A 23867-nucleotide genomic window follows, 5' to 3' on the forward strand; every position below is an offset into this window, starting at 1 on the left:
TATCCAAACCACAACTCATAATTCAGATTTATTTTTTTTTTACACTTCATTATCAACCACTTAATATTTCATTACATATTTTTTTGAAAATAATATTTGCACCTAAAGTTTTTACACCTACCTTTGCAATCCAATTAAACGATAAAAGATCGTCAAAATGGGAATTTAGCTCAGTTGGTTCAGAGCATCTGCCTTACAAGCAGAGGGTCGGGGGTTCGAATCCCTCAATTCCCACAAAAGTTTTTGAAAGCTTTTCAAAGACTTAAGTGGTTTAAAATTTATCGGGAATTTAGCTCAGTTGGTTCAGAGCATCTGCCTTACAAGCAGAGGGTCGGGGGTTCGAATCCCTCAATTCCCACTTTTAAAAAGCTAATCCAAATGGATTAGCTTTTTTTATTTAGCAAGAGCTCAAAAAGAAATTCAAAACCACAGAAAAATGGATAAGAACACACTTTAGATTATAAATCCAAGCTCACCTTTTTCATCTGTGGTTTGAAATAATTTTAGGTCCATGACTTCATTAAGCCCACACCTAACCCTACCTTTAACTCGACAATAAACTATCTTTATAATCAAATATCAAACTTTATCCCCTGTGCCAGCGGAAGTTCAGCACTGTAATTAATGGTATTGGTTTGCCTTCTCATATAAGCCTTCCAAGCATCAGAACCAGACTCTCTACCTCCACCTGTCTCTTTTTCACCACCAAAGGCCCCTCCGATTTCAGCACCTGAAGTACCGATATTTACATTGGCAATCCCGCAATCAGAGCCCTCTACCGACAAGAAATATTCCGCTTCCCTCATATTCATCGTCATCATAGCAGATGACAAGCCCTGAGGAACACCATTTTGACAGGAAACAGCTTCCTCGAGCTCGTTGTATTTTATAAGATAAAGTATGGGTGCAAAAGTCTCTTGCTGAACTACCTGAAAATGATTTTCTACTTCAAAGACACATGGCTTCACATAGCAACCAGACTCAAAACCTTCTCCATTCAACACTCCTCCTTCAACCAATTCTTTTCCCCCTTCTGCCTTGACTCTTTCAATGGCTGATAGGTAATTATCAACCGCATCTACATCAATCAAAGGCCCAATATGATTCTTTTCATTCAATGGATCTCCAATCACCAATTTGCTATAGGCCGACACCAACCGCTCTTTAACCTCTTCATAAACTGAATCATGAATAATCAATCTTCGGGTACTTGTACAGCGTTGCCCTGCAGTTCCGACCGCACCAAACAACGCACCCCGAATGGCCACATCCAAATCCGCGTTTTCTGTAATAATGATGGCATTATTACCCCCTAGCTCCAACAACACCCTACCTAGCCGACCTCCAACAACCTCCCCTACGGATTTACCCATTCTTGTGGAACCTGTGGCCGAAACCAATGCCACCCTTGGGTCCTGAGCCAAAAATGCCCCCACATTGGCATCACCAATTAACAAACAAGATATACCTTCTGAAAACCCATTTTTATTGAATACTTCTGCTGCAATATTTTGACAAGCCAAGGATGTCAATGGCGTTTTCTCTGATGGCTTCCACACACACACATCTCCACAAACCCACGCGATCATAGTATTCCAAGACCACACTGCCACTGGAAAATTAAAAGCTGAAATAACCCCAACAATCCCCAAGGGATGCCATTGCTCATACATTCTATGGCCAGGGCGTTCAGAATGCATTGCCAAACCATATAGCTGCCTCGAAAGTCCGACTGCAAAATCACAGATATCTATCATTTCCTGCACTTCCCCTAAGCCCTCTTGGTAAGATTTCCCCATTTCATAGGAAACCAACTTACCTAAGGCCTCTTTTTTCTCCCTTAAAGCAATACCAATTTGCCTCACCACTTCCCCCCTTTGTGGAGCGGGAACCTTCCTCCAAACCTTAAAAGCCTTTTCAGCCTTCTCCATTACCAACTCATAAGCCTCTCTGGAGGTCACTTGCACCTTCCCAATTTCCTTTCCATCCACTGGAGATTTACTCACCAGCCATTCTCCCTTTAAATCGATATATTCAACGCCTGTCCACGTTCCTTTATTTACCTCATTTATTCCTAGTTGCTCCAAAAGTGCTTTTACTTCAAATTTCTCTTCCATAGGGCCTATATTAGTTTATGTCGCTTTAACCAAAGCTAGCAAAAAAAAAGGCCATCCAAAATGGATGGCCTTTTTAACACATACATAAACCAACTAAACACTATACTATTTGTCTATCTCTATTTCGAAGTAAGATTTCTGGCCGTTAGGATAGATTCCCAACACCATCACTTCTTCTCCTTTATTTCTTTTCAAAGTTGCTATTAAATCATTAGCTCCTTTGATTTTGTCTCTTCCAACATGAGTCACCACAAATCCTTCACGGGCACCGGCCTCTTCCCACTTGTCATTATCTATCTCATCGATAACAGCCCCACCATCTACATCAAGGCGTCGCTGTAAAGACAATTCAAGATCTTTGAAAGTTACAGATTCAAATTCAGCCAACTTAGGCGCTTCTTTTTTCACTATTTTCGTAGTACCGGATATATTTTTTAGAGTGGCATCCACTTCATTCTCTTTACCATCTCTTAGGTATTTCACGGACACTTTATCACCGGGACGTTTTCTGGCGACCATTTCCTGGAGTTTGGATACTGTATTGGTGGCCACACCGTCAATTCCAATGATAATATCACCCTCTTGCAAGCCAGCATCTTCACCTCCACTTCCTTCATTCACCTCGGCTACATAAACCCCTTGGGAAACACCTAGGTCTTTACCAAGATACTCCTCAAATTCAGGACTCACATCCTGAATAGAAACTCCCAACAAACCTCTTTGCACAGTACCATACTCCAATAAATCATCCATCACTTTTTTCACGATACTGCTTGGCACCGCAAAGGCATATCCACTGAAAACACCTGTTTGGCTAGCAATGGCTGTATTGATACCTATCAACTCTCCTGACAAGTTCACAAGAGCACCTCCCGAGTTACCCCTGTTCACCACCGCATCAGTCTGGATAAAGGATTCAATCTGGAGGTTGTTATTGCTTTCATTCCGCAAGATTCCAATATTCCTTGCCTTGGCACTCACAATACCAGCAGTGACCGTAGATGTCAAATCAAACGGGTTGCCCACTGCTAGGACCCACTCACCTACTTGGGTTTGATCGGAATCTCCAAATGGCACAAACGGCAAGTTATCCGCCTCTATTTTCAACAATGCTAAATCGGTAGTCGGGTCAGTCCCTATCAACTTGGCTTTGTAGTTTGTATTATCATAAAGTGTGATTTCAATATCCTTGGCATCTTCGATCACGTGATTATTCGTCACCACATAACCATCTTCTGAAATGATCACGCCAGATCCCGAACTTACTCCTTCTCTTGGGCGTCCCTGCCCTCCATTGTCCGGATACCGGAATTCAAAAAACTCCTCCAAAGGATTTCCTCCACGGCTGGAGCTTTGCATGGTTACTTTACTTTTGATATGCACCACAGCGGGTGTCACTTGTGAGGCTGAAGCGACAAAGTTTATCCCATCAGGAACATTAAACTTGTCATCCTTGAGCCAATTAACAAGACTAGTATTCTGCTTTTCTTCAAAAGTGACAACTTTATCTCCTGGAGACAAAATACTCACCCCTGCTAAAGCCACCAAGCCACCAATTACAGAGGCAAGGATAATACTGAGGAAGAATTGCTTTCTATTCATATTGCTCTCCTTATTTTTTTGGTTGATTAAACTAATTGAATACACGATTTGCCATTACAATTGTTTTCAAATATCGTCCAAAGATCGATATCTGACACATCATTTAACACCTTTTAACAAAGCAGTGGCAAAGCACCATTTTCACCAATTATTCTTTCGAGAAAAACCTTATCGTTACCAATAAAGGATTCCTTTATAAGTTAACACAAAAAAGATAAGTGGGTTTCCCCACTTATCAATTATTTTACTTGAATGGTTGATTTAAGCACCTTTTTCTCACTTTTTGGCAAAACGACTTTCAGTATTCCATCCTCGTATTTTGCTTCGATAGATTCGTGACTCACATCTTCAGGCAAGAAAAATGACCTGCTAAAGGAGCCATACTGCGTCTGAACAGTATGATAATTCTTTCCTTCCTTGGTCTCCTTCTGTTTTCTTTCACCGGAGATTGTCAGCTTTCCATCTAACAAATCAATCTTGAAATCTTCTTTTTTCACTCCTGGAATTGCCAGCTCTATCTCATAAGCATTTTCATCTTCGGACACATCCACCGAAGGAGAGAACTTTTGAACATTCCCATTAAGAGAATCATTGAAGAATTTATCCAACAAACCACTGAATGATGAAGGATAATTCGGCTCGAAGTTGTTATATCTCACAAGTTTCATAATAGTATGATTTTTAAGTTTTATTGTTTACATCGATACTATAGTGAATATCGTACCAAGCCCAAAAACGACTCAAAAACATGCCATTATGACTTAAATCGCCCGTGTCAAATCTAAAAAACCGCCATTATGGCTGTTTTCAGTAAAAAAATAAGGGGCTAGCCTAGCCCCTTATTGTCTATGATATAAAAATATCTATCAATTGCTTTCAATCACATGCCCTTCCTCTCTGTACAAATCCACTTCACCATCGAGCAAAACAGCAAGGACAGTGATGTCTTTGTCATATACACTTTCCGGGATATCTATGTATTTTAAACCTGGAACTTTACTCCAATACATTTTACCAACCTCCCTGTGTTCCAACTTGGTCCCATCACCAACTACCCAAATCCTATTGATTTTATTTTTCAAGCCCTTGATCACCAACGACTCATTTACCTTATAGTCCAAGTAAATATAAAGGATGGTTTTATCCTTGGATAAGGTAGTCGGAGCAAACACATGCCCTTCCGGAATTCCTGCTTGTGTATCATAAATAGCAGATGCATGCTTAGAGGTCCAGCGACCAAACTCTTTTAAAATATTTTCAGCCTCTTCAGGAATAGTCCCGTCAGGCTTTGGCCCCACATCCAACAGCAAATTACCCCCCATATGAAGACAGTCAACAAAAATCCTCAACAGCTCATTGGGAGTTTTGTAAGCATGGTCATTGTGCTGATAGCCCCAACTATTGTTCATCGTTAAACAGAGTTCCCAGTATTTACTATTGGGTCTTGCTACTGGCACTCCTTGCTCCGGAGTTGCATAATCACCCAAGCCTCCACCAATTCTGGAATTAACAATTATGTTCGGGTTCCACTTGATTAATTGTTCCTTGAGCTCTTTGCTCTTCCACTCTTCGGCCTTATGCTCCCAATCTCCATCAAACCAATACAGATCAGGATGGTAACTTAAAGAAAGTTCTTCCAACTGCTTGAAGTTAAAATCCACAAACTTCTGAAAACGCTCAGGGTCGTTTTTATATCGGTACTTCACCCTAGTCTGTCGATCATAGTCAGGATGAGACCAATCTAAAACAGAATAGTACAATCCTTTTTTTACTCCCTGCTCTTCCAAAGCTTCCATAAATGGACCTATCAAATCCCGTTTGGCAGGAGTTTTCTTCACAACCGTCAAATCACTCACTTTACTATCCCACAGAGCCACACCGTCATGGTGCTTTGCAGTAATTACCGCATATTTTGCCCCTGACTCACTGATCAGCTCGGCCCATTTCTGAGGATCATAGTTGGCAGCAGTAAAACCATCAAGCTGCTTCATATAATCTTCATAGGAAATGTAGTCATTAAAAAAAGACCAAGACTCATCTATCCCGTTCACAGCATATATGCCCCAATGCAAAAAAATACCTAGCTTGGCATCTTGAAACCAATCCATCTTGGCCTCTTCTTTTGATTCTTGACCAAAAACACTTCCAAGCATCAGCCAGCCTGTCAAGAGCAACACGATCTCCGTTTTCCAATTCTTCATTCTAAATACTTTGTTAGTAAATTATGTAGTCTTCAAATTTACAAATTTTAAAATATTAAACTATCCATTCACATATCTTGCATTTTTTTATAAATCCAATAATTGAATATCCTATTTTTTCAACACCAATTCTCCGCCCAACTTTATAAATCTGATCAACTATACTTTCAACCAGCCCTAGGTCTCAAATATTATTTTTAATTTTATCAAAACCCAAGTACAATTCTGTATGAAACTCAAGCAGCTTATAAGACTAAGTCTTTTAATCTCATTTTTGCTCTCCCCTTATATTGCACAGCAGGCATGTGCTATACAAACTGCAGGTGACATATTATCTTTAGGAGACTCATTGCTTAGCACTAACACAGATAGCGCCTCACAAAAAAAGACTAAAAAAGATACGGTCGTCCAAGAACGCTCGATTAACAACATCATATATGCACTCCAAGACTACATCATCACCACCAACCATATCAATAAAGTACTAGAAAGAGACATTGACACCCTAGAATTAAGCATCAACCTCCCAACCACAGAGAGAAGGTTGGACCTGGTGCGAAACAGGCTTGAAGAAAGGGATAATGACATCAACCTTAGATACCTCAGCGCCCTCAAGAATTTCACCAATTACCAGACCCGGCAACTCGCTCAATGGAAAGAAAAAATCGACGCCAAAGACTATGAAATTTCGGCTGCAAAGGATTCCTTAAGAAAAATAAAAAACGATGAAATTCTTAACCTATCCATCAAGGACCCTGAAACCCTCCCTACATTTCAAAACCTTCTAAGTGAACTAAATACACGAATAAAAACTGCAGACAGCCTCTACCTTAATCAACAATTAATATTGGCCGGATACCAAAGCAGATTGTCCCGAGCCATAATCGAGATCAATGATTTCAAAGAAGAAATTGAAGAAAGGGAAAACATTCTGGAGCGAGCACTATTCAACAAGGAGGTTAACTACATCTGGGAGCCAAAATCAGTTGAAACCAAAAAGAAAATATGGGATGTCATCTCCCATTCCTATCTTATCAACCGTGTAATCCTCAGTGGATATGGAGAAGTCAATAAACCGACGCACATACTGGTCTTTTCTTTGGTCATTTTGGCATTTCTTTGGATCAGGTACTTGCTGAGACACATTAAATCAGAAAAAGAATTTTCTGAGATTATTTTACAAAGGACAAGGTTTATTCCTAAACATCCTTTTTCTTCAGCACTGATCATTATTCTACCTATCACCCCTTTCTTCTACCGGTCTCCCCCGGTAATTCTAACAGTAAGTGTACTGGCATTGATGATGATTGTCACGACAATTTTGATCAGAGCAATTGTAAGCAAAAAGGTTTTTGTTTTTTGGTTAATTTTCCTGACCATCTTTATCGTTTACTCCTTAAGCAATCTTTATATAGAAACGGCATTTGAAGAAAGATGGAGCTTATTTATACTGAGCATCCTGAGCATTGCTTTAGGCTATCATATTATCAGTTCTATCAGGAATTCCACCCTCACCCACCCAAAATACATTATATTCTTGATTCAACTTTTTTTAATCATTCAAGGACTTTCTGCTTTTGCCAATATAATGGGTCGCTACAGTCTGTCCAAAATATTGGGAATAGCGGCTACCACCTCTTTGATGCAGGCCATCGGACTATATGTATTTGTCTTAGTCATTCTGGAAGCCATCTACCTTCAAATTGAAATGAGCAAAAAAAGCTCTAAAGATTACACTGCCTACTTTGATTTTCAAGACATCCAGGAAAAAGTCCAAAAGATTTTTGTTTTCATTGCTTCAGCCATTTGGTTCTATTATTTAGCCGTTAACCTGACCGTTTATGACTATATATACGCTAACATATCATTGTTCCTATCTGAAGAGAGAAAAATAGGAAACTCTGTTTTCACTTTTGGAAGTGTATTGACCTTCATCATCATCATTTGGATTTCAGCCATCATCTCCAAGTATATTTCCTATTTTGCAGAGGCCAAGGACCAAAAGTTAGCTGCCAACCGAAAACAAAGATTAGGTTCCTCCATCCTGCTGATCAAACTTGCCATCTTCACCATAGGTTTCCTACTCGCTGTCACTGCAGCTGGAATACCCCTGGACAGTGTAGCCATTGTCCTAGGCGCCCTTTCAGTGGGTATTGGCTTTGGTCTCCAAACGATCATCAACAACTTGGTATCCGGGGTAATTTTAGCATTCGAACGGCCTATCCAAATTGGTGATGCCATCGAAGTCGGTGGCCGAAGCGGAGTAGTGAAGGATGTAGGGATCAGGGCTAGTAAAATACAAGCCTATGACGGCTCGGAAGTCATCCTTCCCAATGGAGACCTACTCTCCCAACACCTGATCAACTGGACCCTTTCCAATAAAAGAAGAAGAATAGAATTAATTATAGGAGTGGCATATGGGAGTGATTCGGATCAGGTGGAATCCATACTCACAGTCATCTTGGAAAGGGAAGGTATTCTCAAAAACCCTAAACCAAATGTTTACCTCCAAAATTTTGCGGACAGTGCTGTGGAATACCGACTTCTTTTCTGGGTGAATGATTTCGACACTTGGGTAGACATGAGGAACGAAGTCATGAAAGAGATTTATAAAACCTTCGGTAAAGAAAACATTGAAATCCCATTCCCTCAACGTGACCTTTACATCAAATCCATGCCCGACTTCCCTACCAAAAACAGCCCCAAAACAGATTCAACAGGGGATAGTAGGAAAAAAGAAGAAAATTAACCACCTGAAATCGAGCACAAAAGAAAAATCAAACAACTTTTTTCTACCCCATATTTGGAAAAAAATAAACAACCTGCTATGTTTGCATCACGTTAAACAAACGGGTTAGCGAAAACAACAAAAATTCCTCCTTAGCTCAGTTGGTTAGAGCATCTGACTGTTAATCAGAGGGTCCTTGGTTCGAGCCCAAGAGGAGGAGCTGAAAATCAGCCACTTACAATTAAAAATAGTAAGTGGCTTTTTTATTTGCAAAAAATTTGCAAAATATTGACGCTATTCGATCCCTCATTTGCAAAAGGAATTCCAAAAGAAGATAATTATCTAAAAATCAATAAGTAAAGTAACAATAGACTATTAAACTTTTTTGAGTTTCCGGTCTTTGAACTTTCTTCTAGGATTAAAGCTAACCCCTTCGATTTTTTCACTTTTATTCCCAGATTTGATCCACTCTTTAATTTCCTGTCTAAAGAAATAAAGTTTGCCTGCCTTTTTATGATAAGGAATCAGTTCCCTGGATACATAACTGTAGATGGTTTGCCTTTTCAATTCCAATAAATCACATATCCTGCTTAAGGTTAATACCTCTTCAGTCTGATTTTCTGAACAGCCGTTTTCATGGATAGCATTTAAAATCAATTTGTTTTGCTCGGTTAACTGTGATACTGCCAGAGGAAGGTCTTCAAATTTTAAGTCCATGGATGATTGGTTTAGTTTATAGAAAAGCCGATGCTAATGATTTCAGTGAGAAAATATTCACCAGTAGGACCGTAGTGGGGTGAAATATTTTTGGTAATTTAAATTTGGGAGACAGAAAACAGTCACACTGAAATCAGTATTAGGAACCCTTATAAAGTGCCGTATGGGGGTCAAATTATGAAAAAACCTAAACCTAAGCTAAATTAGTCAGTATGAAACCTTCTGATAAAAAGATATATTTCATTGAGGACAATGAAGATATTATAGATCTTATGGTCAAAAATGCCCTTTCCTCCACAATGGAGGACAACTTAAAAAAGTATTGTCAGCATTTAGCTTTTAACTTTTCCTTATCTGGTGTGGACATCCAAAATCATAAAATGGAAAAGAAAATTTATTTTATAGAGGATAACAATGTCAGGAAAGAAAAATAACAGCCTTCCAGATAATTTTTCGGAATTCATAAAGGCACTGAACGCGAATAACGTGGAATACTTAGTAATCGGAGGATTCGCAATGGGCGCCTATGGATATATTCGGAGCACTGGTGACCTTGATATTTTTATTAATGCAACAACAGACAATGCTAAAAGAGCTATTAAGGCATGTACCGACTTTGGGATTGATAAAGAAGACGTTACCGAAGAAATGTTTTTAATCCCCAAAATGGTAGGAATCGGACAACCTCCCTTAAGGATAGAAATCTTAAAAAAGCTGGATGTTGTAGACTTTAACTTAGCCTACAAAAGAGCTGAAAAAAAACATATCGATGACCAAATAATCCCAGTTGTTTCCTTAGACGATCTTATCCTGCTAAAACAGGCCGCTGTTAAAGACCGAAGCAAGGAAAGAGATATTGAAGATTTAAATTATCTTAAAAAGCTAAAGGCTACTCTCAAAGGACCAAACAATAAGAAAAGATGGAAGTTTTGGTAGCATTACCTTTTCAAGCAAAACCCAATTTCAGATTCTCCTCAACCCACTGATTTAAAGAATTTTTGAATAACGTAGGATTTAATTATTATAGGGCTAAACTTTACTTTTACGCCAGGAACGACTCTACTATGTCGGAAAAATCCATTACAGAAGGATACCATTCACTTTTAATAGTTCAGCAAAAATCCGACTACGAAGGATTTTGTTCCCACGAATTCAAATGGAACTTCAAGGTGGGATTGTGGCACAATCCTACATCTTGCTCATCGCTTGGATGCGATGCCGTACTTTGACTAATTATCTGCCTTTCATTGTAAAATGGATGCTTGCGTTGATCTACATTTGCAACCTGTATCCTCAAATTTCGGGCATTTACAATGCCTAAATCAGATTTCGATATGAAGCCATCAAACTGATTCAATTTTTTAACCTTAGGCTTGTCCACTGAAGTTTTCAAAATGGCCCACTTTAACAATATCTCGATTAGAGCACCAACCTAAACGAATAACCATCTAACTTATAAAACAACTATACATCTTCTACATCATAGTGGTACCAAAGCTAGGGCAAAGCTGGGGTAAAGCTGGGGTAAAGCTGGGTATACCCTGACCCTTGGGTCAATGATTTTCCCAAAAAGTACAATTTAGCATAAAACAATATCCCAGAAACAACATTTATCATCATCCACTTCTCCCTGCCTTATTGCTCTATTGAAATATTATGAGTTGTGACCACACTAGTCCATTCACTCCTCTTGGATGCCACCTTATAACGGGAAGGAATAAAGGTCAAGGGTGCTGACGGCAGGAAGCATTCACTTGCCCTTGATCGTTTTCCTGACCGGAATATATTTGCAGAAAGGTGGAGTGGATCCCCATGAAACCGTCATTAGGAACAACAAGTTATCCCGGCTCCTCCCAACCTGCTTTAACAGGTATACTTGACTTTTTGTTAAGATCAACAACAACACCTTTCAACCCTTATGATCAGAATTTACCTCCATCAAAGGCTGCGAGTCCCGAGCACCTTTCCCCCGACTTTGGAGGCTGAAAAGAGGGTTTTGTATACAAAACTACATCTTGCTGTTACTTTTTCAGTACCCTAATTAGAATAAGTCTTCCATATTATTAATCCAATGCTTATTATTTCTTTCAGGCCCCAACCCTGTCTTTTTAACTCAAACCAATACCATTACCCCAAGCATTTAAGCATCAAATATTGAAATTTAATTAATAACATGTTTTATAAAAATGATCATTATATATTGTACTTTCTTAAAAGAAACAATTTCTTTTTCACTAATTTATTTCTATAATTTTTGTTAAAGGAAATTTGATATTCTCCTGAATCAGTTGTTACACAAAAAGTCCTCATTTTTTTCAAAAACCATCCTATAGTGATCCATGATTCCTTTTTCAAAACACCTTTTATTGGGACTCGTCGAAAATATAGTAAATCGGTCTTTTAGTTGTCCTTTAAACAAAAACTTGAACAATAGCGATAAGTAAATCGCATACTTATATATGCTGAAAGCCCTGAATCTTATCCTCCATTGCCTGATAGTTTCTATATAATCCAGTCGGCCGCTATTTTTAGAAATGAGCCTAAAATAGGGAGCTGCACTTCTAGAAATCATTTTTGTTCCATAAGGCAACCAAGAACCTGGGAATTCCTTGATCATCAATGCCATTAAATGGCTTGGAGTATCCTTTTTAGCCGTGATCTTAATATCTTTATAATCAATCATGTTTTCACCAAAGACCATAGATTGGATATATACCTTACCACCTGGTAATAATAAATCATAAACAGTTTTAAAAAATTCACGGTAAATTCTTTCCTGGTTCCCTTCTTTCCATTCTTCTATCGAACAAAAATGTTCCAGGGCCCCAATGCAGACAATACTATCAAACTTACCTATTTCATCCACTGTAACCTTTCGGCAGTCTTTAACCAGGACATCAAAGCCATTCCTTTCACACGCAAGGGCTTGTCCCCTGGACATAGTGAGACCAAGGCAACTTGCCCCAATTTCCTCTTTTATAAAATTCATAAAACCTCCCCATCCACATCCCATATCCAGTACCCTACTATCTTTTGTTATATTAAGGCTTTTAGCTACATACCGATGCTTTTCATGCTGAGCATATTCCAGGGACCTGGAAAAATCGCCATCATATTTTGCCCCGCTGAAATCTGCCATTTCCCCAATACTCAACCGGAAAATTCGATCGATTGCTGTATAGGTCTGATCTAAATCTTTCTTATTGGCCATAATTCAATCCATTAATAAAATTAGAGAATATTAGAATGTCATAAAAAGTACCGTTGCTTTACTCAACCCATATCTTTAATAAAAAGTTATACTGCCCGTAAATACACACTTACCTTTAAGGTAGTATTGTTGACCTACGAAGTGTTTATTATGAAGACTAGAAACTACTGAATTTCTTTTCAACTCCTTTCTCATAAAAACTCCTATGAAATTCATTTCTAAGGACATGCCATTTCCCACCCATGCTATGCTCCATTCTTACCTCCTTAACAACCGTAAAGTCTTCCTTATTCTTGAGGCTTTTTTGGATCATCTTATCGTAAATAACCACATCCAATTCCTCATTATTTAGATAGTAGTTCCTTTGTGTAAACCTATTGTCCAAACGCTCATCATAAATCTGCCTCGTAATTTCCAGAAATGTCTTCATATTTGTTGAATTCCTAACTGCCTGAGCATTTTTATATGATCCAAAAGGGCCTCAAAAAAAGACTTTTTCACATTATAAGGTAAATTATATTCCTTTGCTGTTCTAGAAACAATCCCTGACAGCTTTTTGTAATGGACATGGCAAATATTGGGAAATAAGTGGTGTTCGACCTGAAAATTTAATCCCCCAATTAACCAGGAGAACAGGGTACTTTTTGGAGCATAGTTACTAGTAGTTGCCAATTGATGTAATGTCCATTCATTATGAATTTGACCCTTTTTATCAGCATGAATAAATTCAGTACCCGGAACAATATGGGCCGTTTGAAAAACAAGGCTTATGCAAATTCCGGTGACAAAATGCATGCCTAAAAAGGCCAAAACCACAATATAAGCAGGTAGTGGTACCATTATTAATGGCAGGAACAGGGCGTATGAATAATAAATGATTTTCCAAACCGCAATTTTTAACAATTCTTTTGTAAAACTACTTTTTCTATCAAAAAAGCCCATTTTATTATAGCGACAAGCTCTTACAAAATCCTTTAATGTAATCCATGAAATAGTAGAAAGTCCATAAAACAACCAAACATATAGATATTGAAAACGGTGTATCCAATAATGCTTAGCATGAGGAGAAAATCGCAAAAAAAATGGCACATTAATATCATCGTCTCCTTCTTCTATATTTGTGTAAGTATGATGAAGGACGTTATGTTGTATTTTCCAAACATCGGAATTAGCTCCTATTAAATTCATAGTATATCCTAAATACCGATTGACAGCACGGCTCTTAGAATAGGAACCGTGAATAGCGTCATGCATTACCCCCATTCCTACACCAGCCATTCCAAATCCACTTGTAATATATAAAGTGAACAGAAGAGCAGTATTTTCTACCATTCCTGAACCAATAAAAATAAGCGGAATAAAGAAAATAGAAAGCATAATTACAGTTTTCACTATCATATTTCCATTTCCATATCTGCTAATATTATTTTTTTCAAAATAGTTATTCACTTTAGTTCTCAAAGTTTTGTCGAATCCAGACCTGATGCTATGTGTAAATTTCAAATTTTTCATTGGGCATTATTTATATAAATCTCTCCTCAATTAGCATCGCTAGCAATTCTGTATTTTGAAGCAATATCTAGTGCAATATTGAAGCGTATTACTAAGTTGGTGTTTTTATTACCATATTCCCTTACATAATGATGAATAGAGTTTGTATATATCACACCTAGAACCAAAAAATCATTTTTTTGTATTAAATCCTTCTTATTATTCTTAGTAAAAGAAAGGAACCCATTTCGGATACCTAGTGAAACTGGGTCCTTTAGAACTAAATATGCTCACAATAATTTAATTCAGTGTAAACCTGTCTTCCACTAGATAGATCCGTGGGATCAGTCAAAAACAGGTCTGCAGGTGCTAAAGCGATTAATTATGTTTTGTTTTTACCATTTAACAAACCAATTATTTTCCTCATCAAAAAAATCCATGCTGGACTGATAATAAGTGACACTGAAATAGTTGAAATTACTAATTGATAGGTATGTTCTGAAATAAGACCTATATAAATGCCAGTTGCTCCTAGGATAAAGCTAAACTCTCCTATCTGAGCCAAAATAGCACCTGTCAACAAACTATTGGCCCAAGACTCCCCCAAAAAGCGGACAATTATGGCATTAATAAAATTATTGGTAATGAAGACCAGTAAAGTCATGATAGACAAGATCAATAAATTCTCAGTCAAAAAGTCTAAATCTATCAACATCCCCACGGACACAAAGAATAAGGCCACAAAAACGATTCTAAACGCATGGAGACTGCTATGTACCCATGTAGTTTCTTTGGCTTTTGATACAATTACTCCTGCAACAAATGCTCCCAAGGCAGAGGAAAGACCAAAAAATGCCGTTAGGATGGAAAAGCCAAAACAAAACGCAAAAGCTAAGAAAACCTGTATTTCACGATCCTGTCTGATTTTCTCACCAAATGGTAGACGTAATTCCTTTTTCCTCAAGACCCATAGGGTTATGCCCAAGATCAGGAATCCACCAAGAACCTGTTTTGCTACATCCAGGGAGGAAGGTGCTGTTCCCGCTAAATAATTGAGAGAAATTAACATCGGCACCACCAATATGTCCTGTACCAGCAAAATTCCAATAACATTTTGACCCAAATCGGATGTTATTAACCCTTTGTCTTGCAGATAATTTATAACAATGGCAGAGCTACTAAGGCTTATCACAAAACCCAGTACGATTATCTGATAAAGATCCCAATGAAAAATAGAGCCCACACCCCAAACCGCTCCCACACTGAATATCACCTGAACAAGGGTTCCTATGACGGGAATACGCCAGTTAGCTATTATTTTTGGAAGCGATATCTCCATGCCAATAAAGAAAAGTAAAAGCACCAGCCCGAAAGCCCCAAAACTAGAAACAAGCGATTTGTCATTTACTAAGCTTAAACCATTTGGCCCCAATAAAATTCCCACCAGAATGTAAGCTATCACATAAGGTTGCCCTATTAATTTAAAAATAAAGCTAGTTACAATAATCCCAATAGAAATGACGACCAAAATAAAAATGACAGGATCAATAAAGGCCGCTGCCAAATCGATTTGTATATTAAAATTCTCCATACCGGATTAACCTCAGTATTTAACTCTAAATTTGATTTCTCTTTTCCTCAATGGTTAAAACACTAATCATTTCAGTGACCTAATTCTCACTAAGTGAGATATTACTACGATACAACCAATAAAAATTTTCTTCTAGTCTTTTTTCAACTACCCATTTATCATTTTCCAGAAAAAAACAATCTGCAAAAATATTTTTTTTACAAAACTTAAAAATAAAGAGGACTTCTAACTCTTAGTAAAGTTGCTTTCCTTCAAATAGCAACTCCAATTTAGAACGAGTTTTCCTTAGTTTTTTAGCAGCACTATCCAATCAATAATAAGATCATCGGTAAGAAAGGGAAACATTCTTTTAAGCAAAATATTCTACTCTCTCCAACTTCTAACAATTTTCATATACTTATCATCAATGTTATAGTGACCGCTTTTTTCCCTTGGAACTTAATTTTCTTATAAAATTACTGGCCCAGTTCTACATCTTCATATCCACTCTTAATAATTGTAGAGATCATTTTAAACCTAAAATTTGCTTTAATACTATTGGACATATGAGCCGGTATAATTATAGATTGACCTGAGTTTAGGATTTTAGAATTACCATCGACGATAATTTCCGCCTTGCCTTCAATGACCTGAATGAAGTTATCATAGGGACATTTTTTTTCTAGTAATGCCTCTCCTGAATCAAATGAAAAGGCTGTAACGTTTCCTGTCGTTTTTTTAATAATCGTTTTACTAAGAACGGCATTTGGAATATAATCGATCAATTCTACAAGGATTAAGATTTCCGATTTTTGCATTTCAAAATGTCCCATGAGTTTTTTGTTTAAATCCATTAAAGACCCCAAAAACTAGAATACATGACATCCTAAAATGACATAAATTCGATAGCCTTTTTCATCACCATATTCGGTAAGTACCCAACCATCACCCCCTTTTGCTATTGAATTATTTACAAATCTTTTCATAATCCCCCCTCTCCAATAAGCACTGAATGGAAATTATTTCTACCATGCCTCTCAATATAAAGATGATCAATATTTCCTTCTATTGTGTTACAGTTGAAAAGGCTTCACTTATATATTTCTCATGTTTAATTTTCAATTATCACTTGTATTTCTATTAAAATTCTAACCAAAACAACAATTAACTTTCTCCTATCTATAATCCAAAATTTAGAAATGAGAATCCATCATGACCAGAAACCTATTTAAAATCAGCTGCTTTACCGCCATTTCTGAGTCCATATAGGACAGAAATTCCCCCCATTATGGCGCTATTCAACCACCTCCTAAAAAACTCTAATTTTCCTCTGGTTTCATACCTTCCAAACCAGGAGTTGGATAGGCTAACTTGAATAATTCCGACAATGTTGTTTAGTTGAAAGAATCAAAGGAGAATATCTCCCAAAGGCCCCACCTGCCTGAGAAATGGAAGGCAAAGAGGAAACTTCGGTCTCCAGACAAGAAACGAAAACTCGAGCTGAGACCACTTTAAATTCGTTTACTAAACAACTTTGATAATCCGGATTAAATCACAAAAATCCTTGTGATGCTTCTTTCTATGCTTCATGCCTGTATCTCCCAACTTATACTACAAAAGCCGACCCGAATTTGCCTTTAAAATATTACTTCAAAACAGCGCTAAATTGAAAAGTTGTCTTTTCCCAAAATAAAGCAAAATATACAATACAAAAACGTCTATTGACAAATATAAGGGCTACCTTTAGCAAAGGCCCAAATATTATAATTAACTGAAGCAATGAAAGTTACAGCAGAAAGGAAAGATTTCAGATTTTCGCCAGATTCCAGTAGGGTTGTAGCCAGATTTTTCTGGAATGGGAAAGAGCGAACCGAAAAAATGATAGATAGAGTACTTTCTATGGGAGAAGAACAGGTCAAATTAACTTTAGAACAAACCTTGCGAGAATTTGCCAGTCGCCATCGAAATATTTCCAAGATATTCCACAAGCATTTTGAGAAAATTCAAGAACTGATTAAAATAAAGAATGATCTTTATGATAGTCTCTCTGATTTTCAAAAGATGCTGATTGGTTCCTATTGTACAATGGAATATTCTATTGAATCAGCAGCAATATTCAACCCTTCTATTATCAAGGACTTTGATCAGTCCTACCTTGAGGAGGGAGAAATGAGAGTAATCCTCTCCTTTAGAGCCACCGGCGAAGGGCATATTTCTTCCATTGTTTTCCGGAGAGCGATTATCGACAAAAATAACAACCTACAAGTTATGAAATCAGGAGACCAAATAGACTTGGCTGAAGTAACACATAAAAGGTTATATGACAAAAACCGGTTTATCAAGAAGCTTACTGAAATGAATATACCTAAAAAATATTCTAAAAGCATTATGGAAGACCTGCCTGATAACTTTGAATACTATTCCTTAACTACTGCGGTTGCTAAAATCTTAAATGATAAAGCCATCAGTATGGAAAGAAGAATGGCGTTGAATGAGATGACCTGGCTTGTTGACTCATTTTATGATGTCCAGTTCCAAATGGATTCTGATCTTACCGAAAGAGTACTATTTCCCATTTCAAATTCTGAAAGCAGGGGGATTGAAGATGCCAGATTTGTAAATTTCACAGAAAGTAATGGAACCGAAAAGGTATATGCAACTTATTCAGCTTATAATGGCCATAATACACTTCCCAAACTATTATCTACGGAAGATTTTTATACCTTCAGAGTGATGCCCCTTCATGGAGAAGGAGCCCAAAATAAAAACCTTGCACTATTCCCTAAAAAAATAAAAGGGAAATATGCCATGTTGGCCCGGATCGACGGTGTAAATAACTACATCATGTTTTCTGACAAAAGTACGCTATGGAACTCCCCCATGAAAATCCAGGAACCTCAATTCCCCTGGGAATATACCCAAATAGGGAATTGTGGATCTCCAATCTGGACAAAAGAGGGTTGGCTGATTATAACCCATGGTGTTGGCCCAATGAGAAGGTATAGTATAGGGGCCTCCCTTCTTGACTTGGAAGATCCTACTATAGAAATTGGAAGACTAAAAGAACCTCTTCTTACTCCTTTGGAAAAAGAACGGGATGGATATGTTCCAAACGTGGTCTATTCCTGTGGTGCCATCATTCATAATGCCAACCTGATTTTGCCCTATGCAGTGTCCGATTATTCTTCAACCTATGCTGTCATATCCATGGATGAACTCCTAGAAGCCCTCAAAAACTATTAAATATTGCAAAATTTTCATTTTCGAACTCCTTCGTAAGTTGCAATGTAATTTTCCACCATGGCCCCGATGCTAAACTTACTTATAGCATGTATTCGGCAATCAATTGAACTAATAGATTTTAAGCGTCCAACCTTTTCAATTGCCTCATCTATATTTTTCACTAAATATCCTGTTTTTCCATCTTTTATGAGCTCTTTCATACTGCCCCTATCAAAAGCGATAACAGGAGTTCCACACATCATTGCCTCTATTACACTTAATCCAAATGGTTCCTCAAAATTGATAGGATGAAGTAAAGCCTTAGCTCCCGCAAGTAGTTTTTTACCTTTATCTTGCTCAAGATTCCCCCAATAACTTACCAAATCATCATCGATAAAAGGCTTTACTTTTTCATTAAAATAAACTTGATCTTGAATCAAACCTGCAATTATCAGACGATGATTCGATCTTTTTGCAATTTCTATAGCAATATGAGTACCTTTCTCCGGATGAACTCTACCAAAAAACAAGAGGTAATCTTCTTTAACTTCTCGAAATTCAAAAATCAAGGGATCGATTCCATGATAAACAGTGGCAATATAATCCAGTTCTTTTGACCTATCAGCATCGGATATGGATACATAAGCAGTTGTTGCATTATATTTTTTATAAACAGGAATGATTTTAGAAGATGAAAAACCATGTATGGTTGTAATCATCGGCGTTTTAATCAATGCAGAGTACGTAAGAGGTAAGAAATCAAAATGATTATGAATGATATCATACTGATGGGCCTGCTCCATTAGATTACTGATATGCAAACACTCTGCTACTTTAGGGTCCACAGCTCTATCCTCTTCATAAGGAACCGCACATGTAGACTGGAGTTTTCCTTTTGTAAGGGAATCTGCTGTTGCAAAAAGCGTAACATCCATGCCTCTTTCCAAAAGTCCCTCACAAACATTGGAAGCCACCTGTTCCCATGGCCCATATTTTTTAGGAGGTGTTCTCCATGCAATAGAAGAGAGAATGGCTATTTTCAAAGATATATTTCTTTATTTAAAAGATTAATTTTCTTTTCGGGTATTTCAGGCTGTTCGCTTTTATAAAATTCCTCATGAGCTTGCAGCACAACCAAGTGAGATATTAGATAAGCAAGCGAACTCTCCGCTCCTTGGTTTCTATTCACTCCATAACTTTCAAAACCATCACAACAACCTTTTGTTTCAAAATCATATAAACTCATTCTAAGATCATTTTCTCCTAAAAACCACATAAATGAAGTAAATAGTTTTTGCAGATATGTATTTTTCCTTGTTAACAGAAATGCTTGATAGTACATTAGAACCATTGATAAGGCATCTATAGGTTGCTGGGCATAGACTGATCGGTGACCATTTTTGACATACCACTCTTTATTTCCAATAATGGATAAAAAACCACCCTTCATGGTATGCTCTGTTAGAAAACCCATGGTTTCCATAGCTATTCCAAGCACCTCATCATCTTCTAATACTTCAGCAGCATGCATCAAGGCCAGTGGCATGATTCCATTATCATAGGCCAAAAGAGACTCAAACCATTTCCAATCTGAAGTGGATTGCCTCTTATATTGTAAAGTCAGCTTATTCGTTAGTGCCCTTAACAATTCAATCATTTGTTCATCAAGCATGTTGGTTTTCAAGTAATAACTCATCCCAATAAGCGTAGTGGCGATGCTTCTAATTGACCTTAAGTTTTGGAAATTGGGTACCGCATCAAAAAACAATAATCGGCCAGTTTGGAAATAGGCATCATTTGGGGCATTTCCCAAAAGGTAACCTAAAGCCCAAACGGTTCTTCCAAATGAATCTTCAGAGCCTACTTCATCCTTAAACGTTCTGTTGAATCCCAGAAAGTTCTTAAATGTGCCGTCCGGATTTTGCATATAATGAATATAACTCAGGTAAATAGGCATATACTCCAATGCCATTGGCTCATGTTTCTGCTTATTGGCCATTAGGACCATTAAAAGTGCTCTGGCATTATCATCTAGGCAATACCCTTCCTTAAGATTGGGAATACCATATTTTGCATGTTGGATAATCCCGGTATCATCGGTCAGTCGCTTGATGTGAGTTAGTGAAAACTTAGGCAATAATTGAATATTCAAAATGATTTTTCTTTTTTCTGTATTGATTGGTTGTTCCACTAATACGGAGTTTAAAAGATCTTTATACTTTCTACCTATCTCGGACCAAGTTATCGTCTTTCCATATTCAAGTGCTTTTTCTTTGATCTCTTTTAGTTGTTCAGGATTATCGAATAATCCGTTCAAGAGCATTGAAAGTTCTTCGTGGTTTTTAAAACCAAAAATTTTTCCTTTTCCATTTGCAAGAAGTTCTTCTGCATGCCAATAGGGTGTAGATGCCACTGCACAGCCTGCACCAAATGCATAAATAAGGGTTCCACTGGTAATTTGGGTTTTAGCCAGATAAGGAGTAATATAAACATCACAAGCCGTAAGATACCTTATCAGTTCACTTTCATCAATAAACTCATTTATGAATAACACATGGTCTTGCACTTCCAAATTTTTAGCTAGAAGATGAAGATAATTTCGGTACTCTTCTCCAGCATATTTGATTACATTAGGATGTGTTTTCCCCAATATTAAATATATGGTATTGGGATATTTTTTAATTACCTCAGGAAGTGATTTTATCACCGTTTCGATTCCTTTATTGCGGCTGATAAAGCCAAAGGTTAACAATACCTTCTTTCCATCAAAGCGAAATGTTTTTCTCACTTCAGAAGCATTATAGTGGATATCAGGAACCCCGTGTTCTATTAATTTTATTTTTTCTATAGGCACAAGGTATATCTCTTCAAGCAACTTAACGGCCTTATTACTCATGACCACGATCGCTTTGGTCATCCTACTTATCTCTTTTAGGATGATCTTTTGATTATATGAAGGTGAATCAAGAACAGTGTGAAGTGTAACAATAAATGGCATTTCGAGCTTATGTAATAGAGGAAGAATATACACCCCACTTTCACCTCCAAATATTCCAAACTCGTGCTCAAGCACACAAAGATCCAAACCGCTTAAATTGATAAAATCAGCTGCTTCAAGATAATCTGCTTGCTGGTCCTGTTGTAATGTCATCCTTACCTCCTTGGGATAGACATGGTGTTCATCATTATCACTAAGTGCTATCACATAACCTTCATACTTAATATCATCATCTTCAAATGCCTTTTTTATCGAACACTGAAGATTTTGGGTGAAGGTGCCAATTCCACATTCTCTTGGAGGGTAAGTACTAATGTATCCTATTTTCATGCCTTTCTTCCTAGTAATTATAAAATCCTTTGAGTAATATCATCCTTCATAGTATTTAGATAGGAGATTTCTTTATATTAATCCATTTCCCAGACTCCTACCGTACAACTAATTGAATAATACGTGAGGCATTTTTCAAAAATCATTAATCACTGAGCTTCAATTAACACTTCTTCAACATCAAAGTTATATATCACTCGTTTTAAATAGCTTACACTATTAGAACATACATTTATATATTTCACAGATTTACAAACACTTGAGTGACCAGTAGTACTCTTAAAACAAACGAGATCCTAAAAGGGGAACAAATATCAAGCATAGCATCATTATTAATTAGCTAAAAAATTAGAAAAAGTGAATCATTCTTCACATAAACTAAATAGCATTACGAATCTTGATCTTATCACTTTCAAAATTTTATAGAAAACCTAATCTCTTAGCCTGCCCACTCTATTAATATATGCAGTAAGTACTTCATATTTACTCTCCTTATTGAAACCTCTTAGCGACCTCTTCTCGGATTTCATCAAAAAATGGAGTTTTTCTTTCCTGAACACACTTAGCAGCATACAGGTATAGGGCAGCACTCCAACTTTGCCAATCTTGCCCACAAGGAAGATCATCTATTGACCTTACCCATTCATTAAATCCAAAGGGTAATTTACTGTCCTTGGATTTTTTAATCATATGAGTAAGACTTACCAGTTTCGTTTCGGCTAGTTCGTATTGATGAGCGGCTACGAGTGAACTTACATAGATACTGCATACAAAAGGCCAAATCCCTCCATTATGGTACTCACCGGGCATGTTATATTTGCTGTATCTGGAGTGCCAGTCAGGGTCTCCCGGTTCAATAAAAGGAAAGAAATTAGGAGGTAGGTCTGATGTCTGCTTCCCTTCATTTTTTTGTATTTGGCACCATTTTTCAATCCATTCAATAATTGCTGAGGCCCTTTTTAATGATGCTATTCCTGATAAAATCGCCAAGCTATTGCCCAAAAGATCAAATCGGTCACTCCGGAAAACTTTATATCTCCACAATGAATAATAAGGAGGATTTTCCCATAATAATCTTCCAACACCACCCAATTCACTATTTTTGTCCAAATTAAGAAACCTTATCTCTTTGAAAAGTTTCGAAGCCCTTTCTCTACACCCCAAAAGCATCAGGAAACTAAATACCAGGGTATTTACAAACAATCCATAACCAATCACCCACTGTTCATCCCGCCAATCACTGGTAGGCAGTTGGGCGACAAGGTATTCATCATTGGGACTCTGATATTCCATCCATGTCAAGGACTTTTTAACTGCCTTTTCTAAGAACAGAGGTTCTCCAACTATCCTTCTGAAAACACTAACGCCCAATAAAAATAACGGAGTGGTATCACTTGCCCCTTTATTATCCACTTCGTGGACCAATGAAGGAATGTGACCTTTGGGAGATTGGTTTTGGGCAAGCTTCTCCAGTACCTTTCTGGTACTTTTTATCAACTTCTCATTTCCTGACACGCCAACTCCTAAAATTGAAAGCATAAGATCCCTAGTATAGGGCTCAGGATAACCAAACCCAGCTGTTCTTGGCAGTCCCAAAAAAGGGCCTTCAGTATTATATAGAAGAACACTCACAGCTGCTTTCTTTGCTTCTTCAATTAATTTGGTGTTTTCATAATCCAC

The 23867-nt window shown here is 37.4% G+C and carries 17 protein-coding genes and 3 tRNA genes; 7 read left to right on the top strand and 13 right to left on the bottom strand.

Annotation, left to right across the window (positions count from 1 at the left end):
- Positions 1–159: 159 nt before the first annotated feature.
- A tRNA-Val gene (locus tag IFO69_RS05595) sits at positions 160–234 on the top strand.
- Between the two features lie 49 nt (positions 235–283).
- Positions 284–358 (top strand) — tRNA-Val (locus tag IFO69_RS05600).
- A 214-nt stretch (positions 359–572) separates the two neighbouring features.
- Here IFO69_RS05600 and amaB read toward each other — a convergent pair.
- The 4 genes from amaB to IFO69_RS05620 all read right to left on the bottom strand — a co-directional run bounded on the left by amaB (position 573) and on the right by IFO69_RS05620 (position 5920).
- On the bottom strand, positions 573–2117 hold the full coding sequence (gene amaB, locus IFO69_RS05605; RefSeq protein WP_192009101.1) for an L-piperidine-6-carboxylate dehydrogenase: 1545 nt from the start codon (positions 2115–2117) through the stop codon (positions 573–575).
- Between the two features lie 105 nt (positions 2118–2222).
- Entirely contained in the window at positions 2223–3719 is a 1497-nt protein-coding gene (locus tag IFO69_RS05610; protein ID WP_192009102.1) for a Do family serine endopeptidase, read from the bottom strand.
- Positions 3720–3958: 239 nt separating this feature from the next.
- Positions 3959–4387 (bottom strand): Hsp20/alpha crystallin family protein, encoded by a 429-nt coding sequence (locus tag IFO69_RS05615; protein WP_192009103.1) that lies wholly within the window; start codon positions 4385–4387, stop codon positions 3959–3961.
- Positions 4388–4585: 198 nt separating this feature from the next.
- The gene (locus tag IFO69_RS05620) at positions 4586–5920 is read right to left on the bottom strand and encodes an alpha-L-fucosidase (protein WP_192009104.1); all 1335 of its coding nucleotides are present in this window, start codon (positions 5918–5920) and stop codon (positions 4586–4588) included.
- Positions 5921–6149: 229 nt separating this feature from the next.
- On the opposite strand from IFO69_RS05620, the gene IFO69_RS05625 reads away from it, so the two are divergent.
- Positions 6150–8669 (top strand): mechanosensitive ion channel family protein, encoded by a 2520-nt coding sequence (locus IFO69_RS05625; protein WP_192009105.1) that lies wholly within the window; start codon positions 6150–6152, stop codon positions 8667–8669.
- Between the two features lie 125 nt (positions 8670–8794).
- Positions 8795–8868, top strand: a tRNA-Asn gene (locus IFO69_RS05630).
- 155 nt (positions 8869–9023) lie between these two features.
- Here the strand turns inward: IFO69_RS05630 and IFO69_RS05635 are convergent.
- Positions 9024–9365: a helix-turn-helix domain-containing protein gene (locus IFO69_RS05635; protein WP_192009106.1), complete on the bottom strand. Its 342-nt coding sequence runs from the start codon at positions 9363–9365 to the stop codon at positions 9024–9026.
- Positions 9366–9577: 212 nt separating this feature from the next.
- On the opposite strand from IFO69_RS05635, the gene IFO69_RS05640 reads away from it, so the two are divergent.
- A complete protein-coding gene (locus tag IFO69_RS05640) occupies positions 9578–9799 on the top strand; it encodes a hypothetical protein (protein ID WP_192009107.1) in 222 nt (73 codons plus the stop codon).
- Positions 9780–10301 carry a nucleotidyl transferase AbiEii/AbiGii toxin family protein gene (locus tag IFO69_RS05645; RefSeq protein WP_192009108.1) on the top strand — a complete coding sequence of 174 codons (522 nt, stop codon included), beginning with the start codon at positions 9780–9782 and terminating at the stop codon, positions 10299–10301. Before IFO69_RS05640 ends, IFO69_RS05645 begins: the two co-directional genes overlap by 20 nt.
- A 1348-nt stretch (positions 10302–11649) precedes the next feature.
- Here the strand turns inward: IFO69_RS05645 and IFO69_RS05650 are convergent.
- From IFO69_RS05650 to IFO69_RS05670, 5 genes are all read right to left on the bottom strand, one after another.
- Positions 11650–12576 (bottom strand): SAM-dependent methyltransferase, encoded by a 927-nt coding sequence (locus IFO69_RS05650; protein WP_192009109.1) that lies wholly within the window; start codon positions 12574–12576, stop codon positions 11650–11652.
- 157 nt (positions 12577–12733) lie between these two features.
- Positions 12734–13006: a hypothetical protein gene (locus IFO69_RS05655; protein ID WP_192009110.1), complete on the bottom strand. Its 273-nt coding sequence runs from the start codon at positions 13004–13006 to the stop codon at positions 12734–12736.
- The gene (locus tag IFO69_RS05660; RefSeq protein WP_192009111.1) at positions 13003–14088 is read right to left on the bottom strand and encodes a fatty acid desaturase family protein; all 1086 of its coding nucleotides are present in this window, start codon (positions 14086–14088) and stop codon (positions 13003–13005) included. Before IFO69_RS05660 ends, IFO69_RS05655 begins: the two co-directional genes overlap by 4 nt.
- Positions 14089–14449: 361 nt before the next feature.
- Positions 14450–15658, bottom strand: coding sequence for a cation:proton antiporter (locus IFO69_RS05665; protein WP_192009112.1), 1209 nt, complete (start codon positions 15656–15658; stop codon positions 14450–14452).
- A gap of 455 nt (positions 15659–16113) precedes the next feature.
- Positions 16114–16470, bottom strand: a complete 357-nt coding sequence (locus IFO69_RS05670) for a cupin domain-containing protein (RefSeq protein WP_192009113.1) — start codon at positions 16468–16470, stop codon at positions 16114–16116.
- Positions 16471–17416: 946 nt separating this feature from the next.
- Between IFO69_RS05670 and IFO69_RS05675 the strand changes: the two genes are divergently transcribed.
- Positions 17417–18880, top strand: coding sequence for a glycoside hydrolase family 130 protein (locus IFO69_RS05675; RefSeq protein ID WP_192009114.1), 1464 nt, complete (start codon positions 17417–17419; stop codon positions 18878–18880).
- 14 nt (positions 18881–18894) lie between these two features.
- On the opposite strand, the gene IFO69_RS05680 is transcribed toward IFO69_RS05675, so the two are convergent.
- The 3 genes from IFO69_RS05680 to IFO69_RS21780 all read right to left on the bottom strand — a co-directional run bounded on the left by IFO69_RS05680 (position 18895) and on the right by IFO69_RS21780 (position 23867).
- Entirely contained in the window at positions 18895–19902 is a 1008-nt protein-coding gene (locus IFO69_RS05680) for a glycosyltransferase family 4 protein (RefSeq protein ID WP_192009115.1), read from the bottom strand.
- On the bottom strand, positions 19899–22187 hold the full coding sequence (locus IFO69_RS05685) for a glycosyltransferase family 4 protein (RefSeq protein WP_192009116.1): 2289 nt from the start codon (positions 22185–22187) through the stop codon (positions 19899–19901). Before IFO69_RS05685 ends, IFO69_RS05680 begins: the two co-directional genes overlap by 4 nt.
- Before the next feature lie 492 nt (positions 22188–22679).
- The gene (locus IFO69_RS21780) at positions 22680–23867 is read right to left on the bottom strand and encodes an amylo-alpha-1,6-glucosidase (RefSeq protein WP_192009117.1); all 1188 of its coding nucleotides are present in this window, start codon (positions 23865–23867) and stop codon (positions 22680–22682) included.

Origin of the sequence: Echinicola arenosa, from assembly GCF_014841125.1 — a bacterium.
Lineage (GTDB): Bacteria > Bacteroidota > Bacteroidia > Cytophagales > Cyclobacteriaceae > Echinicola > Echinicola arenosa.

Excerpts from the sequence above, each read along its gene's own strand:
- amaB (WP_192009101.1), bottom strand. The coding sequence starts at position 2,117 with ATGGAAGAGAAATTTGAAGTAAAAGCACTTTTGGAGCAACTAGGAATA.
- IFO69_RS05610 (WP_192009102.1), bottom strand. The coding sequence starts at position 3,719 with ATGAATAGAAAGCAATTCTTCCTCAGTATTATCCTTGCCTCTGTAATT.
- IFO69_RS05615 (WP_192009103.1), bottom strand. The coding sequence starts at position 4,387 with ATGAAACTTGTGAGATATAACAACTTCGAGCCGAATTATCCTTCATCA.
- IFO69_RS05620 (WP_192009104.1), bottom strand. The coding sequence starts at position 5,920 with ATGAAGAATTGGAAAACGGAGATCGTGTTGCTCTTGACAGGCTGGCTG.
- IFO69_RS05625 (WP_192009105.1), top strand. The coding sequence starts at position 6,150 with ATGAAACTCAAGCAGCTTATAAGACTAAGTCTTTTAATCTCATTTTTG.
- IFO69_RS05635 (WP_192009106.1), bottom strand. The coding sequence starts at position 9,365 with ATGGACTTAAAATTTGAAGACCTTCCTCTGGCAGTATCACAGTTAACC.
- IFO69_RS05640 (WP_192009107.1), top strand. The coding sequence starts at position 9,578 with ATGAAACCTTCTGATAAAAAGATATATTTCATTGAGGACAATGAAGAT.
- IFO69_RS05645 (WP_192009108.1), top strand. The coding sequence starts at position 9,780 with ATGTCAGGAAAGAAAAATAACAGCCTTCCAGATAATTTTTCGGAATTC.
- IFO69_RS05650 (WP_192009109.1), bottom strand. The coding sequence starts at position 12,576 with ATGGCCAATAAGAAAGATTTAGATCAGACCTATACAGCAATCGATCGA.
- IFO69_RS05655 (WP_192009110.1), bottom strand. The coding sequence starts at position 13,006 with ATGAAGACATTTCTGGAAATTACGAGGCAGATTTATGATGAGCGTTTG.
- IFO69_RS05660 (WP_192009111.1), bottom strand. The coding sequence starts at position 14,088 with ATGAAAAATTTGAAATTTACACATAGCATCAGGTCTGGATTCGACAAA.
- IFO69_RS05665 (WP_192009112.1), bottom strand. The coding sequence starts at position 15,658 with ATGGAGAATTTTAATATACAAATCGATTTGGCAGCGGCCTTTATTGAT.
- IFO69_RS05670 (WP_192009113.1), bottom strand. The coding sequence starts at position 16,470 with ATGGGACATTTTGAAATGCAAAAATCGGAAATCTTAATCCTTGTAGAA.
- IFO69_RS05675 (WP_192009114.1), top strand. The coding sequence starts at position 17,417 with ATGAAAGTTACAGCAGAAAGGAAAGATTTCAGATTTTCGCCAGATTCC.
- IFO69_RS05685 (WP_192009116.1), bottom strand. The coding sequence starts at position 22,187 with ATGAAAATAGGATACATTAGTACTTACCCTCCAAGAGAATGTGGAATT.